The sequence below is a fragment of the Streptomyces sp. V4I23 genome (genome assembly GCF_030817975.1).
Classification (GTDB): Bacteria; Actinomycetota; Actinomycetes; order Streptomycetales; family Streptomycetaceae; genus Streptomyces.
The window spans coordinates 2,438,173-2,452,565 of record NZ_JAUSZW010000004.1 but is presented as its reverse complement, the minus strand read 5'-3'; the positions used below and the strand labels follow the sequence as shown (position 1 = coordinate 2,452,565).

Genomic DNA, 14,393 nt, shown 5'->3' with positions numbered 1-14,393 from the left:
CGGTCCTTCCTGTCTGCCCTTGTATACGGTCGCTCCCGACGTGCCGTCAGGCCGTCTCGGCGGACTCCGCTGTACGGCCCGACCACATCTGCCACGGCTGCCGGGTCACCCACTCGTCCACCGCCGCCGCCGTGAACGCCAGCTCCCGCGCCGCTCGGCCGCCGTCGCCCGCCATCAGGCCCGGCTCGGCGCCGCTCGCCATGAAGTGGTAGATCCCCGCCACCCCGGCCGCCGTCCGGGGGCCCAGGATCTGCGCGAGTCCCTGCTCGAAGACGTGCGGCTCGAGTGCCGTGTAGCGCACCGGACGCCCGAGCCCCCGGGCGAACGCCTCGGCCAGCTCGGGGCCGGTCAGGGTCTGCGCGCCGCCGATGTCGAAGACCCGGCCGCCCATCCCCTCCGCGGCGAGGGCCCCGACAACCGCCTGCGCCAGGTCGCGATGGGAGATCCAGGCGGTACGGACGTCGGCGGGCAGCGGATAGGCGAGCACGCCCTCGTTCACCAGCGCCGGTCCGTTCCAGGGGCTGAAGAGGTTGTCCAGATACACGGGAGGGCGCACGACGACCAGTTCCACGCCGCTCTCGGCGAGGCCCTCGCGCAGCACCGTCTCCACCAGGCGGCGCGTCTCGAAGGCCGCGACGTTCGTCGTCTGCTGCGGGACACGGGTGTTGGCGTTGTAGACGATCCGGTGCACCTTGCTGTCCCGGGCCGCCCTCGCGATGTGCTGGGCGTAGCGCATGACCTTCTCGGCCTCGTACACCAGAGGGATCGTCACCGCGGCATGGGTCGCGCCCTCGAAGAGCTGCCGCACGTCCTCCTGCCGGCCCAGGTCGCCGCTCGCGACCGAGACCCCGGGCAGCTTGGGGCGGTCCTCCTCGGGCTTGCGGCTCAGGGTGCGCACCCGGTGGCCCCGCTCGGCCAGCAGACGGGCCGTGGCGCCGCCCTGGAAACCGGTCGCCCCCACCACGGCTACGCGCATCGGAATGTGATCGGACATGTCTCAGAAGGGCCCTTCGATAGGGTGTGGCTGCTGCCGTGAACGGCACGTCCAGGCTCGCGGCGGCGGCTTCGGCCGATCAATTAACAATCCGGGGCGGGGGTTGAAGGATCGTCCAATGGACCGACCACTGGAACCGACCCATAGTGAGCGTGACGACCTCCTGAGCGAGCTGCTGAAACCACTGCGGCTCACCGGGGTGTTCGACAGCCGGTGGCATCTGCGCGCGCCGTGGGCCATCGAGGGGGATGCCGAGCAGAGCTGTGCCGTACTGCACTTCATCACCGAAGGGGGCTGCTGGATCACCGGCGAGGACCAGACGCCGATCGAGCTGCGCGCCGGCGACCTCGCCGTCTTCCCCACCGGGACCGCGCACCGGCTCGCCGACCGCCCCGACCGGCGGGGCGTCTCACTCGCCGCGATGCTGCCCGAGCGCCGGCCCGGCACGTCCGGCGAGATCCGCATCGAGGGGGAGGGACCTGTCAGCCGGATACTGTGCGCCGGACTGCACTACGACGCGAGCGCGGCGACCGGCCTGTACAAGGCGCTGCCCTGGGCCCTGGTGCTCGACGGCTCCCAGGTCGACCAGGAGCCGCTGCTGCGCGACACCCTGCGGCTGCTCGCCACGACGGACCGGCCGGTGGGCCCGGGCGACCGGCTCATCACCCTGCGTGCCTTCGAGATGGCGCTCGTGCTCGCGCTGCGGCCGCTGCTGCGCGACCTGGCCGGCAATCCGTCCGCGCTGCCCGTCCTCGGGCACCCCGGCATCAGCAGGGCCATGGTGATCATCGCGACCCGGTTCGCCGAGCCCTGGACCATCGAGTCGCTCGCCCGCGAGGTCGGCATGTCCCGCTCCGCGTTCACCGCGGCGTTCCGGGACCTCGTCGGCGAGGCACCCGCCCGCCATCTGACGGGCCGCCGGATGCAGGAGGCCGCCCGGCTGCTCGGCGAGACCTCGCTGCCGCAGTCGGCCGTGCCCGAACGGGTCGGCTACCAGAGCACGGTCGGCTTTCACCTGGCCTTCCGCAAGTGGTACGGGATGACGCCCGGCGAATACCGCAGCAAGGGTGCGTCAGCCGCATGATTGGCCGGTTCTTAAGGACCGCTGGACGGTCGTTCATTGCCCGGTGTCCCGGCGGGGGACAGGCTCGGCTGAAACCGGCCGCCGCCGGCCCGCCCCGAGCGCGGCCAGGCGGAGGTCCGTCCAGCCGCAGTCCCTTCGAGGAGAGACGTTGACCAGGTCCGGCCAGGAATACCTCGCATCGCTGCGGGACGGGCGCGAGGTGTGGCTCGACGGCGAGCGCGTCGCCGATGTCACCCGCCATGCCGCCTTCCGCAACACCGCGGCATCGATCGCGCGGCTCTACGACCTGGCACGCGACCCGCGGTACGCGTCCGTGCTCACCGCGGACGGTGCGCATCGCGCGTTCAAGGTCCCGCGCTCGTACGAGGACCTCGTCGAGCGGCGCCGCGCGTACAAGGTGTGGGCCGAGTCGAGCTTCGGCTTCCTCGGGCGCACGCCGGACTACATGGCGGGCGGGGCGGCCGGGTTCGCGGCGGCGCCGGAGCTGTTCACCACCGACGGCTTCGACGGCGCGGACAACGCGGTCGCCTACCACCGCAGGCTGGCCGAGGGCGACCTCTACCCCACGTTCACCATCACCAACCCGCAGATCGACCGTACGAAGGCGGCGTCGGAGCAGGAGGAGGACGACCTGGTCGTGCGGGTCGTCGCCGAGAAGGACGGCGGCGTCGTGGTGCGCGGTGCCAAGATGATCGGCACGGCGGCCGTCTTCGGCAACGAGGTCATCGTCGGCACCATCGAGCCGCTCGCACCGCAGGACGTCGACCACGCCCTGTGCTTCTCGGTGCCGATCGGCACGCCCGGCCTGAAGTTCCTCTCCCGTACCTCCTACGAGGCGCAGGCCCGCAGCGTCTTCGACAACCCGCTCTCCTCGCGGTTCGACGAGAACGACGCGCTGCTCGTGTGCGACGACGTGTTCGTGCCGTGGGAGCGGGTGCTGACGTACCGGAACGTCGACGCGACGTTCGGGATGTGGTGGCGCACCCCGGCGTACGTGAACTTCGTGCACCAGGCCGCCACGCGCTTCTGGACCAAGCTGGAGTTCCTGACCGGCATCGCCATCCTGCTGACCAAGGCGAACAACACCTACCAGCTGCCGCCCGTCACCCAGGCGATCGGCCGGCTGATGGGCAGGGTGGCGCAGGCCAAGGCGTTCGTGCTGGCGGCCGAGGCGTCGTACGAGCAGGTCGACGGCGGACGCGGGGGCGTGATGCCCGGAAAGGAGATCTCGTTCGCGCAGCGGATCATGGCGGGGGAGCTGTACCCGGCTGCGGTCCAGGAGATCAAGACGCTGGCGGGCGGCGGAGTCATCCAGCTTCCCGCCTCCGCCGAGGATCTGCTCCACCCGGAACTGGGGCCGCTGGTGCGCAAGTACATCCGCTCGCCCGGCCACCCGGCCGAGGACCGCGTCAAGCTGCTGAAGCTGGCGTGGGACGCGCTCGGTTCGGAGTTCGCCTCCCGCCACGAGCAGTACGAGCGCTTCTACCACGGCGCACCGCACGTCTACCTGATGCAGCAGGTGTGGGAGGGCGACACGGACAGCTGCGAGGCGCTGGCGCGGGCGTGCCTGTCGGGGTACGCGCTCGACGAGAGGACCCCGCAACGGTGACCCCCGACCGCACCGCGGACGCGGCCCACGCCGACCGCGCCGCGTCCGGGGCCGGCCCCGCGCTCCTGCTGCTCGCGGCCACCCAGCTGCTCCTCATCATGGACACCGCGATCGTCAACGTCGCCCTGCCCTCCGTGGGTGACGACCTCGGGTCCGGCTCCGCCGGGCTGTCGTGGGTGGCCAACGCGTACCTCATCACCTTCGGGGGACTGCTGCTGCTCGGCGGGCGGACCGCCGACCTGTTCGGGCACCGCAGGCTCTACCTGACCGGACTGGGGCTGCTCGCCGCCGCGTCCGCCGCGGGCGGCGTCGCCGGCAGCGCCGGGCACCTGATCGCCGCGCGCGCCGCGCAGGGCGTGGGCGCGGCGCTCGCCGCTGCCGCCGCCTTCGCCCTGCTGCTCACCCTCTTCCCCGACGGACCCGGCCGGCACAGGGCGCTCGGGGTGTTCGCCGCCATGGGCGGACTCGGCGGGGTGCTCGGCACGGTGCTCGGCGGCGTGCTCACCGATCTCCTGGGCTGGCGCGCCACGTTCTGGCTCAACGTCCTCGTCGCGCTCGTGCTCGCCGCCGCGGCCCCGCGGCTGCTCGCACCGGGCGAACGCCGCCGTGAACGAGGCTTCGACATCGGCGGCGCCCTCACCGCGACCGGCGGGCTCGGGCTCCTGGCGTACGCCCTCGTCGGCGCGGGCGAGGCGGGCTGGACCGCGGTGCGGACGCTCGCGAGCGGGGCGGCGGGACTCGCCCTGCTCGCCGCGTTCGCCCTGCTGGAGCGGCAGGTCGCCCGGCCGCTCGTGCCGCCCGCCGTGCTGCGCCGCCCCGCCCTGCGGCTCGCCAACCTCCTGGCCGCACTGGCCCAGATGGCGCTGTTCCCGATGTTCTTCCTGGTCAGCCTCTTCCTGCAGAGCGTGCTCGGCCAGTCCCCGCTCGTCGGCGGCCTCGGCCTGCTGCCGCTGTCCCTGGTCGTCGTCGCGGTCGCACCGCAGACCGGCCGGCTCATCGGCCGGCTCGGGCTGGGCCGCACCATGACGCTCGGCTTCGGCCTGCTGCTTTTCGGCATGGTCTGGCTCGCGCTCGCGCTCGACGCCGGCGGCACGTTCCCGACCACCGTCCTGGCCCCGAGCCTCGTCCTGGGCGTCGCCCTGCCGCTCGTCATGGTCACCACCAACGTGGCGGCGACCGCCGACGCGTCGCCCGACGAGACCGGGCTCGCTTCCGGACTCGTCAACACCAGCCAGCAGTTCGGCTCGGTCCTCGGGCTCGCCGTCCTGGTCGCCGTCGCGACCGCGGGGACCACGGCGGCCGGCGACGCCGCGGCCGAGACCGCGGGCTTCAGGTCCGCCCTTCTGGCCGGGGCCGTGTTCGCGGCCCTGGCCGCCCTGCTCTCCTCCCGGCTGCGGCTGCCCGCGCCCGCCATGGCGCCGCCACGCCAGGACCGGGTCGGCGGCGCCGTGGAGTGACCGGGGGCGGGACGGTGCCCCGGCGGGAGCCGTGCGGCCCTGCGGCACCGCGGCGCCCGCGCACCGCCCGCCCCACATCCCACCAGTGAACCGTTCTGTCCGAAGGGACGTTCCGTTGACCCTGTACGACCTTGTCGCGCCCGGTCTCGATGTGCTTGGCGAACCGCGTTACCGGATAGCGGAGATACGCGCGGCGGACCCGCTCGGCGCGGACGCGCTCCTCGCCGCGCTCCCCGCGATGAACGCGGAGGCGGACGTGCCCGCGCTCACCGTCGCCCTGCGCACCCTCGTACCCGACGAGGACCGGGTGGCCTCGCTCGGCGTCGTCGACGCGCTCGCCGCCATGCGCGACCTCGGCATCCTCCTCGGCTCGCTCAAACGTCACGGCACGCAGCCGCTCGCGGCCGTGCCGGAGGCGCTTCCCGTCCTCGAGGAACTGGGCCGCCGCACCGACATGGTCCCGCGTGACACCGTGCACCACTACACGACCTGGAACCCGTTGGGGAAGCGCCGGCGGATGTACACGGGCGACCCGATGGAGGGCAACCTCCAGGACGCCGTCCGCATGGTCTTCCCCAGTCTCGTCGCCTCGCTCGACACCTGCGCGGAGCTCGCCCGCCTGGAGCCCTACGATCCCTGCTTCGCCCTCGTCCTCGACCGCATCGCCCAGCAGGTGCAGGCCATGGTCGACGCCATCGACCTGACCGTCGCCCGCGTCTCGCCCGTCTTCTTCGCCCGCGAGATGCGCTCCTACTTCGAGGAGATCGACGTCGCCGGCCGCGACTACCTCGGCCCCGCCGCCGCCCAGGTCCCGCTCTGGCTGGTCGACCTGACGCTGTGGCAGTGCGATCGCGGAAACGAGCGCTACGACGCCTTCCTCGACGACTCCGTCCAGTACAGCCTGCCGTCCTGGCGCGCCCACTACGCGGCCCACCGCGGCGGCGTCTCGGCGGTCTCCAAGCTCTCCGCCGCCTTCAGCTGGGAGGGAGGCGGCCGCGTCCCCGCCACGCTCACCGCGTCGGCCGTCTCCCTCACCCGCGTCCTGCGCATCCTCAAGACCTTCCGCGCGCGCCACCTCACCATCGCGCGCAAGGCCTACAGCGAGGAGGTACGGCTCTACGACGCGGGCAGCGGCGGAGCTCCCGTCGCCCTCCTGCGCTCCGTGCTCGACCTGACCCGGGACAACGAGACTCTGGTGCGCCGCTCCGTGGAGCCGCCCGCCCGGGCCGCCCGCTGACCGCCGAAGGAGAGCCACAGGAGAGTAGGAGGAGACCGTCCCCATGACCCACATCTTGATCGCCGGCGGCGGCATCGCCGGTCTGACCGCGGCACTCGCCCTGCACACGGCCGGGTTCGAGCGGATCACGGTCGTCGAGGCGACCCAGGAGTTCCGCCCCGTCGGCGCCGGCCTGAACATCATGCCCAACGCAGTGCGTGAACTCGACGCGCTCGGCGTGCTCGACCGCGTCGAGGAACGCGCCGTACGCACCCGGGAGCTGCGCTACTACCACCGCAGCGGCGGCCTCATCTCCCGCGATCCGCGCGGGCTGGGCGCCGGCTACCACTGGCCCCAGCTGTCCGTCCACCGCGGCGACCTGCAGCTCGTGCTGGCCGAGGCCGTGCGGGCCAGGCTCGGCGAGTGCGCCCTGCTCAGCGGTGTACGCGTGACCGGCGTCGACCCTCTCCCCGACGGCCGCCCGCGCGTCATGCTGGAGCACAGCGAGGGCACCCGGCGCGGCCGGGCCTCGCTGGAGCCGGACCTGCTCATCGGCGCTGACGGCATCCGCTCCGCCGTACGCGCAGCGCTCCACCCCGGCGAGGGGGAGCCGCCGTGGAACGGGATGCTCGTCTGGCGCGGCATCTCCCGGGTGCCGGCCGCCCGCGCGGGCCGCTTCATGCTCATCGCCGGGGACGACCGGCTGCGGGCGGTCGTCTACCCGATCTCCGAGCCCGCCGACGGCGGCGACGTCCTCGTCAACTGGGCGCTCGCCGCGCCCTCCGAGACGGCCGGGGGCACCTTCCGCGGCGACTGGAACCGGGCCGTCCCCGTGGAGACCTTCGCGGGCCGCTTCGAGGGCTGGGAGTTCGACGGGGTCAGCGTCCCCGTGGTCCTCGCCGCCGCCGACGCCGCGTACGAGTACCCGATGGTGGACCGCGACCCGCTGCCCGCCTGGTCCCTGGGCCGTACGACGCTGATCGGCGACGCGGCCCACGCGATGTACCCGATCGGCTCCAACGGGGCGACCCAGTCCATCGTCGACGGCCGCGCGCTGGCCCACGCGCTGGCCCGCCACCGCGACCCCGTGACCGCACTCGCCGCCTACGAGGCGGACCGCCGGCCGGCCATGACGCGGCTTCAGCTGTCCAACCGGCAGCAGGGGCCCGAGGTGGTCATCGATCTGGCGCACCGGCGTGCGCCCGGCGGATTCACGGACATCCGCGACGTGATCCCGGAGTGCGAACTCGCCGAGATCGCGGGACGGTACGCGGCCACCGGCGCGTTCGACCCGCGGAGCGTGAATCAGGGTTCCCCGTACGGAGGAACTTTGCACGCCCATCGGTAGCAGCGGTTACAGCCGCATGGGGTCCCCCCGGCGCAGCCAGGGGGAGAAGCGAGCCCCCAGGAGGGGGCCGTGCGCCGTGGTCGGGGAGGACGGGGTGCGACTACCGTCGGGAACGACGGAAAAGGGCGCACACCGTCGTGCGTCCGCTCGGATGCGTACATCCCCTGCGAAGGTGGGACCTGTGAAGGCCATTCGTCGATTCACCGTCCGCCCCGTCCTCCCCGAACCACTGCAACCGCTCAGCGGCCTGGCGCGCAATCTGCGCTGGTCCTGGCACGCCGAGACCCAAGAGCTGTTCCGCTCCGTCGATCCCGAGGGGTGGCAGGCCGTCGCCGGCGATCCCGTGCGGCTCCTCGGGAACGTGTCCGCCGCCCGGATGGCGGAACTGGCCAAGGACCGGCGCTTCCTGCGCCGGCTCGCCGCGGCCGCCGACGACCTGGACGACTACCTGCACGGACGCAGGTGGTACCAGTCCGCGGACGGCGACCCCGGCGACGGCGAATTCCCCGCCGCCATCGCCTACTTCTCGCCGGAGTTCGGTGTCACCGCCGCCCTGCCCCAGTATTCGGGCGGCCTCGGCATCCTCGCCGGCGACCACCTCAAGGCCGCCAGCGACCTCGGCGTGCCCCTGATCGGAGTCGGCCTGCTCTACCGGCACGGCTACTTCCGCCAGTCGCTGTCCCGCGACGGCTGGCAGCAGGAGCACTATCCCGTGCTCGACCCGAACGAGCTGCCGCTCACCCTGCTGCGGGAGACCGACGGGACCCCGGCCGGAGTGTCCCTGGCCCTGCCCGGCGGCCGCCTGCTGCACGCCCACATCTGGGTCGCCCGGGTCGGCCGCGTCCCCCTGCTGATGCTCGACTCCGACGTCGAGGGCAACGGACCGGGCGCCCGCGACGTCACCGACCGGCTCTACGGCGGCGGCAGCGAGCACCGCCTGCTCCAGGAGATGCTGCTCGGCATCGGCGGCGTCCGGGCGGTCCGCGCGTACTGCAGGATCACCGGGCACGAGGCGCCCGAGGTGTTCCACACCAACGAGGGCCACGCCGGCTTCCTCGGCCTGGAGCGCATCCGTGAACTGGGCGAGAGCGCCGGCCTCGGATTCGACGCGGCCCTCGAAGCCGTGCGCGCGGGCACGGTGTTCACCACCCACACACCGGTGCCCGCGGGCATCGACCGTTTCGACCGCGAGCTCGTCGCCCGCCATTTCGCGGAGGGGGCCGAGCTGCCCGGGGTGCCCGTCGACCGGGTGCTCCAGCTGGGCACCGAGAGCTACCCCGGCGGTGAGCCGGGCCTGTTCAACATGGCGGTGATGGGCCTGCGGCTCGCCCAGCGCGCCAACGGCGTCTCCCGGCTCCACGGAGCCGTCAGCCGCGAGATGTTCTCCGGCCTGTGGCCGGGCTTCGACGCGGCCGAGGTGCCCATCACCTCGATCACCAACGGCGTGCACGCGCCGACGTGGGTCGCGCCCGAGGTCTTCCGGCTGGGGGCGCGTCAGATCGGCGCGGGCCGCGCGGAGGACGCCCTGTCGGTCGGCGGGTCCTCGCGCTGGGACGCCGTCGCGAACATCCCCGACGCCGACATCTGGGAGCTGCGCCGCTCGCTGCGCGAGCAGCTGGTGCAGGAGGTGAGGGAGAGGCTGCGCGCGTCCTGGCGTCAGCGCGGCGCGGGCGCCGCCGAACTGGGGTGGATCGACGGGGTGCTCGACCCCGGTGTGCTCACCATCGGGTTCGCCCGGCGGGTGCCGTCGTACAAGCGGCTCACGCTGATGCTGCGCGACCGCCGCAAACTCACCGAGCTGCTGCTGCACCCCACACACCCGATCCAGATCGTCGTCGCGGGCAAGGCCCACCCGGCCGACGACGGAGGCAAGCGTCTCGTACGCGAACTGGTGCGCTTCGCCGACGACCCGAAGGTGCGCCACCGCATCGTCTTCCTGCCCGACTACGGCATGGCGATGGCGAAGAAGCTCTACCCGGGCTGCGACGTGTGGCTCAACAATCCGCTGCGTCCGCTGGAGGCGTGCGGCACGAGCGGGATGAAGGCCGCGCTGAACGGATCCCTCAACCTGTCGGTGCTCGACGGCTGGTGGGACGAGTGGTACGAGCCGGACTTCGGCTGGGCGATCCCCACCGCCGACGGCGCGGCCACCGACGAGGACCGCCGCGACGAACTGGAGGCCGCGGCGCTGTACTCGCTGATCGAGGAGCGGGTCGCGCCCCGCTTCTACGAGCAGGGCTCGGGCGGCCTGCCCGACCGCTGGATCGCGATGGTGCGCCGCACCCTGAGCACGCTCGGCCCCAAGGTGCTCGCGGGCCGCATGGTGCGCGAGTACGTCGAGCGGCTCTACGCCCCCGCGGCGAAGGCCCACCGGGCCCTGGATGCGTCCGCCGCCGAGGAGCTCGCGGACTGGAAGGCGCGGGTACGGGCGGGCTGGCCGCGGGTCGCGGTCGACCATGTGGAGGCCGTGGACCAGGACGCGGGTGCGGGTGCCGCGGCGACGGCGGGTCTCGGGTCCACGCTGACGCTGCGGGTGCAGGCCCGGCTCGGTGACCTGCGGCCGGACGACGTGGAGGTGCAGGCGGTGGCGGGCCGGGTCGACTCCGACGACGCGATCCGCGACGCCCAGACCTTCCCGCTGAAGCCGTCGAGCGGGCCGGATCTGGAGGGCCGCTGGGTGTACGAGGGGCCGATGGCGCTGGACCGCACGGGACCGTTCGGCTACACGGTGCGGGTGCTGCCCGCCCACCGGCTGATCCCGGCGGGCGCGGACATGGGACTGGTGGCGCTGCCCCCGGAGGCCGCGGGGCAGGAGGCGGGCGTGCTGCTGCGCTGAGCCGTTCCGCCGTACGGGGCACGGCCCTTCCGGAATCCGGAGGGGCCGTGCCCTCTTCGCTGCCCGGCCGGTGAGGGGGCGCTGTCCTCACGCCGTGAACCCACAGTCTTGACGTGTCCATGGGATGCCTTTACTTTCCTCACGCATCACGGCGTTCACCATGCAGCTCAATGTTCATTCACCTGAACGCAGTTGGTGTTCCCCCCGACCGGAAGGCACCCCCCATGCGCACCGGAACCCGCAGGCACGCCCTGCGCCGGCCGAGAGCACTCCTCCTCGCCCTGTCCACCGTCGTCGCCGGCATTCTCGCCGGGGCCCTCGTCGCTCCCGCGTCCGCCGGGAAGGCTCCGGCCGACGCGCGGCCCGTCGTCGCCGCAGCGCCTGCGGCCTTCACCCACCCCGGCGTCCTCGTCAGCAGGCCCCAGCTCGACTTCGTGAAGTCCCGGGTGCAGGCCGGTGCGCAGCCCTGGAAGGGCGCCTGGGACCAGATGGCGGCGAGCAGGTACGCCGCGCTCTCCCGTGTCCCGAAGCCGCGCGCCGTCGTCGAGTGCGGCTCGTACTCCAACCCCAACCACGGCTGCACGGACGAGCGGGAGGACGCCATCGCCGCGTACACCACCGCGCTCGCCTGGTACATCACCGGCGACAGCCGCTACGCGAAGAAGTCCATCGAGCTCATGGACGCCTGGTCGGCCGTGATCAAGGACCACACCAACAGCAACGCCCCGCTCCAGACCGGCTGGGCCGGCTCCTCCTGGCCGCGCGCGGCGGAGATCATCAAGTACACGTACTCGGGCGGCTGGCCGAACGCCGGCCGCTTCGCCACCATGCTGCGCAACGTCTACCTCCCCGAGGTAGCGGGCGGCTCCCACTCCAACGGCAACTGGGAACTGAGCATGACCGAGGCCGCCATCGGCATCGCGGTCTTCCTGGAGGACCGGGCCGCGTACGACAGGGCCGTCGCCATGTTCCGCGGCCGGGTCCCCGCGTACATCTACCTGACGAGCGACGGCTCGCTGCCGAAGACCGCGCCCGGCTCCGGCCTCGACACCCGGGACGAGATCGTCCGCTACTGGCAGGGCCAGTCGTCCTTCACGATGAACGGGATCAGCCAGGAGACCTGCCGCGACCTCACCCACGCCGGCTACGGCTTCTCGGCCATCTCCCACATCGCCGAGACCAGCCGCATCCAGGGCCAGGACCTCTACCCGGAGATCGCCGACCGGCTGCGGCACGCCCTCGGCCTGCACGCCAAGTACCAGCTCGGCGTCGAGCCGGTGCCCGGCAGCCTGTGCGGCGGCGCCCTCAAGGACGGGCTCGGCCCGATCACCGAGGTCGGCTACAACGCCCTGGCCAACCGCATGGGGTACGGGATGACCAACACCCTGCGCCTGACGGAGCAGCAGCGGCCCGCGGGCTCCAACAACCTGTTCGTGGCGTGGGAGACCCTGACCCACGCGAACAACCCCGCCTAACCGGAGCCGCCCGGGGTGCGACGCACCCCGGGCGGCTCGGCTGACGTGTGCTCAGGAAGCCACTGCGCTCAGAAGGTGAGCTTCCAGCTGTTGATGTAGCCCGTGTCGTAGCGCGCCACGTCCTGCACGCGCAGCTTCCAGGTGCCGTTCGCCACCTCGCTGGAGGCGTTGACCGTGTACGTGGTCTGGACGTTGTCCGCCGAGTCCGAACCGCTGGAGTTCTTCAGGCGGTACGCGGTCCCGTCCGGGGCCAGCAGGTCGATGACCAGGTCACCGCGCCAGGTGTGGACGATGTCCACGCCGACCTTGAGGGTCGAGGGCGCGTTGCCCGTGCGGCCGGTGACGTTGATCGAGGAGGTCACGGCCGCACCCGGGGAGTCCGGGATGGACACGTCGGCCGTGTTCTCGAAGACCGTGCCCGGGTCCGGGTCGCCGCCGCCCGGCCGGGAGCCGACGTTGATGCCGGCCCAGGCGTCGGTGACCGCCTTGACCTCGGTGCTGGTCGCTCCGTACAGCTCCGTCGCCACGGCGATGGTGCCGGTGCGGGCGCCCGCGTAGTCCGTGCGGGAGCTGAACTTCGTGGTGAGCGCCTTGAACCAGATCAGCGCGGCCTTGTCACGGCCGATGCCGGTCACCGGCAGGCCGTCGGAGGTCGGCGAGTCGTAGGCGACGCCATTGACGGTCTTGGCGCCGCTGCCCTCGGAGAGCAGGTAGAACCAGTGGTTCGCCGGGCCCGAGGAGTAGTGGACGTCGATGTTGCCGATGCCGGAGTACCAGTAGTCCTTGGACGAGCCGTCCTTGCTGGGCTTGTCCATGTAGCGCAGCGGGGTGCCGTTGCCGCGGATGTCGATCTTCTCGCCGACCAGGTAGTCGCCGACGTCCTTGGTGTTGTTGGCGTAGAACTCCACGGCCGCGGCGAGGATGTCGGAGGTGGCCTCGTTCAGGCCGCCGGACTCGCCGCTGTAGACCAGGCCCGCCGTGTTGGACGTGAGGCCGTGGGTCATCTCGTGCGCGGCCACGTCGATGGACGTGAGCGGCTTGGTGTTGTTCGCACCGTCGCCGTAGGTCATGCAGAAGCAGGAGTCCGACCAGAAGGCGTTGACGTACGCGTTGCCGTAGTGGACCCGGGAGTACGCGCCGACGCCGTCGCCGCGGATGCCGCTGCGGCCGTGCACGTTCTTGTAGTAGTCCCAGGTGAGGGCGGCGCCGTAGTGGGCGTCGGCGCCCGCGGTCTCGGCGTTCTGCGGGGTGCCGTCGCCCCAGATGTCGTCCGCGCCCGAGAACAGGGTGCCGGTGCCCGACGTACCCCGGTTCAGGTTGTACGTCTTGTGGTTGCCGCGCCCGGTGTCCGTCAGCGTGTACGACGGGGCCGTGCCGAGCGTGACCTGGCCGCTGTACTGGGTGTTGCCCGTGCCGTTGTGGACGGCCTGGCGTTCGAAGAGCTTCTCGCCCGTGGTGGCGTCGGTGATGACGTGCAGCTCGTTGGGCGTCCCGTCGTGCTGGAGTCCGCCGACGACCGTCTCGTACGCCAGCGTGGGCCTGCCGTCCGTCAGCCAGATGACCTTGCGCGGCGCGCGCTCGGCCTCGGTCTCGGCGGAACCCTCCGCCTTGGCCGCGCTCACCGCCTGCTTCTCGGCCGTGGCCGGAGCGATGCCGGCGCTGGTGTCGACGTTCTTCAGGGCGGCCCTCGACGCCTTGCTGACGGACTCGGTGGCTCCCGCCGCCGTCCGGGACACCACGAGGTCGCCGCCGAGGACGGGCAGGCCCGCGTAGGTGCGCTCGTAGCGGGTGTGGGTGGTGCCGTCGCGGTCCTGGACCACGTCCCGGACGACGAGCTTCTCCTGGGCCCCGAGGCCGAGTTCCTTCGCGGTGGCGGCCGTGGTGGCGGTCGCCTCACGGATCAGCTCCGCGCGCTGGGCGGGCGAGAGGTTCTTGGGCAGGGCGCCCGGGTCGGCCTTGCCCGCCTTCGCCGCGGCGGGCGCCGCCACGGGCTGGGCGGCCGATGTGCCGGTCTGGAAACCGACCGCGAGAAGCGCGGCCGTGGCGATGAGGGCTCCCGTCGCTGTGGCGCGACGGCGATGCGTGGGTCTCACGCGGACTCCTTCTGCGAGGGGGGTACCGGCCGGCTGGGTGGGACGGCCGGGCAGAGCAGCGATGCAGTGGAGCGGTCGAACGGTGGTGCGTTCGAACGTGATTGCGCGGAACGGGGGAAGAGTGGCAGCCGCGCACGGTTCCTGTCAGGAGCGCGACAAGAACTTGGCCGGAATTCGTCCGTTGCTCGAAAGGTCGTGTTCGTTGAGCGAACGTTCACCGGGCACGGTGGCGCCGCGCCGGCGGCTTCTCCCGGGCGCGCGCCCCGAAGGGCGCCGAGGCC

9 protein-coding genes are annotated in these 14,393 nt (G+C 72.5%); 7 read left to right on the top strand and 2 right to left on the bottom strand.

What is annotated here, in order from left to right:
* Positions 1-46 precede the first annotated feature (46 nt).
* Positions 47-994, bottom strand: a complete 948-nt coding sequence (locus QFZ82_RS13155) for an SDR family oxidoreductase (RefSeq protein WP_307713347.1) — start codon at positions 992-994, stop codon at positions 47-49.
* 118 nt (positions 995-1,112) lie between these two features.
* Here QFZ82_RS13155 and QFZ82_RS13150 point away from each other — a divergent pair, with 118 nt between their 5' ends.
* The 7 genes from QFZ82_RS13150 to QFZ82_RS13120 all read left to right on the top strand — a co-directional run bounded on the left by QFZ82_RS13150 (position 1,113) and on the right by QFZ82_RS13120 (position 12,019).
* Complete coding sequence (locus QFZ82_RS13150) at positions 1,113-2,078, top strand: AraC family transcriptional regulator (RefSeq protein WP_307713346.1); 966 nt, start codon at positions 1,113-1,115, stop codon at positions 2,076-2,078.
* 148 nt (positions 2,079-2,226) lie between these two features.
* Entirely contained in the window at positions 2,227-3,687 is a 1,461-nt protein-coding gene (locus tag QFZ82_RS13145) for a 4-hydroxyphenylacetate 3-hydroxylase family protein (protein ID WP_307713345.1), read from the top strand.
* Entirely contained in the window at positions 3,684-5,144 is a 1,461-nt protein-coding gene (locus QFZ82_RS13140) for an MFS transporter (protein WP_307713344.1), read from the top strand. The genes QFZ82_RS13145 and QFZ82_RS13140 overlap by 4 nt, the downstream gene beginning before the upstream one ends.
* A 115-nt stretch (positions 5,145-5,259) precedes the next feature.
* Positions 5,260-6,381, top strand: a complete 1,122-nt coding sequence (locus tag QFZ82_RS13135) for a monodechloroaminopyrrolnitrin synthase PrnB family protein (RefSeq protein WP_307713343.1) — start codon at positions 5,260-5,262, stop codon at positions 6,379-6,381.
* A 43-nt stretch (positions 6,382-6,424) separates the two neighbouring features.
* Positions 6,425-7,708: a flavin-dependent oxidoreductase gene (locus tag QFZ82_RS13130; protein ID WP_307713342.1), complete on the top strand. Its 1,284-nt coding sequence runs from the start codon at positions 6,425-6,427 to the stop codon at positions 7,706-7,708.
* Between the two features lie 181 nt (positions 7,709-7,889).
* Positions 7,890-10,544, top strand: coding sequence for an alpha-glucan family phosphorylase (gene glgP / locus QFZ82_RS13125; protein WP_307713341.1), 2,655 nt, complete (start codon positions 7,890-7,892; stop codon positions 10,542-10,544).
* A 224-nt stretch (positions 10,545-10,768) separates the two neighbouring features.
* Complete coding sequence (locus tag QFZ82_RS13120; RefSeq protein ID WP_307713340.1) at positions 10,769-12,019, top strand: alginate lyase family protein; 1,251 nt, start codon at positions 10,769-10,771, stop codon at positions 12,017-12,019.
* 68 nt (positions 12,020-12,087) lie between these two features.
* Here the strand turns inward: QFZ82_RS13120 and QFZ82_RS13115 are convergent, their stop codons facing one another.
* Positions 12,088-14,112, bottom strand: coding sequence for a M4 family metallopeptidase (locus tag QFZ82_RS13115; RefSeq protein WP_307713339.1), 2,025 nt, complete (start codon positions 14,110-14,112; stop codon positions 12,088-12,090).
* Positions 14,113-14,393: the final 281 nt, after the last annotated feature.

What these genes read in the sequence shown, in the direction of transcription:
- QFZ82_RS13120 (WP_307713340.1), top strand. Translation starts at nt 10,769, where the DNA reads ATGCGCACCGGAACCCGCAGGCACGCCCTGCGCCGGCCGAGAGCACTC.
- QFZ82_RS13150 (WP_307713346.1), top strand. Translation starts at nt 1,113, where the DNA reads ATGGACCGACCACTGGAACCGACCCATAGTGAGCGTGACGACCTCCTG.
- QFZ82_RS13130 (WP_307713342.1), top strand. Translation starts at nt 6,425, where the DNA reads ATGACCCACATCTTGATCGCCGGCGGCGGCATCGCCGGTCTGACCGCG.
- QFZ82_RS13155 (WP_307713347.1), bottom strand. Translation starts at nt 994, where the DNA reads ATGTCCGATCACATTCCGATGCGCGTAGCCGTGGTGGGGGCGACCGGT.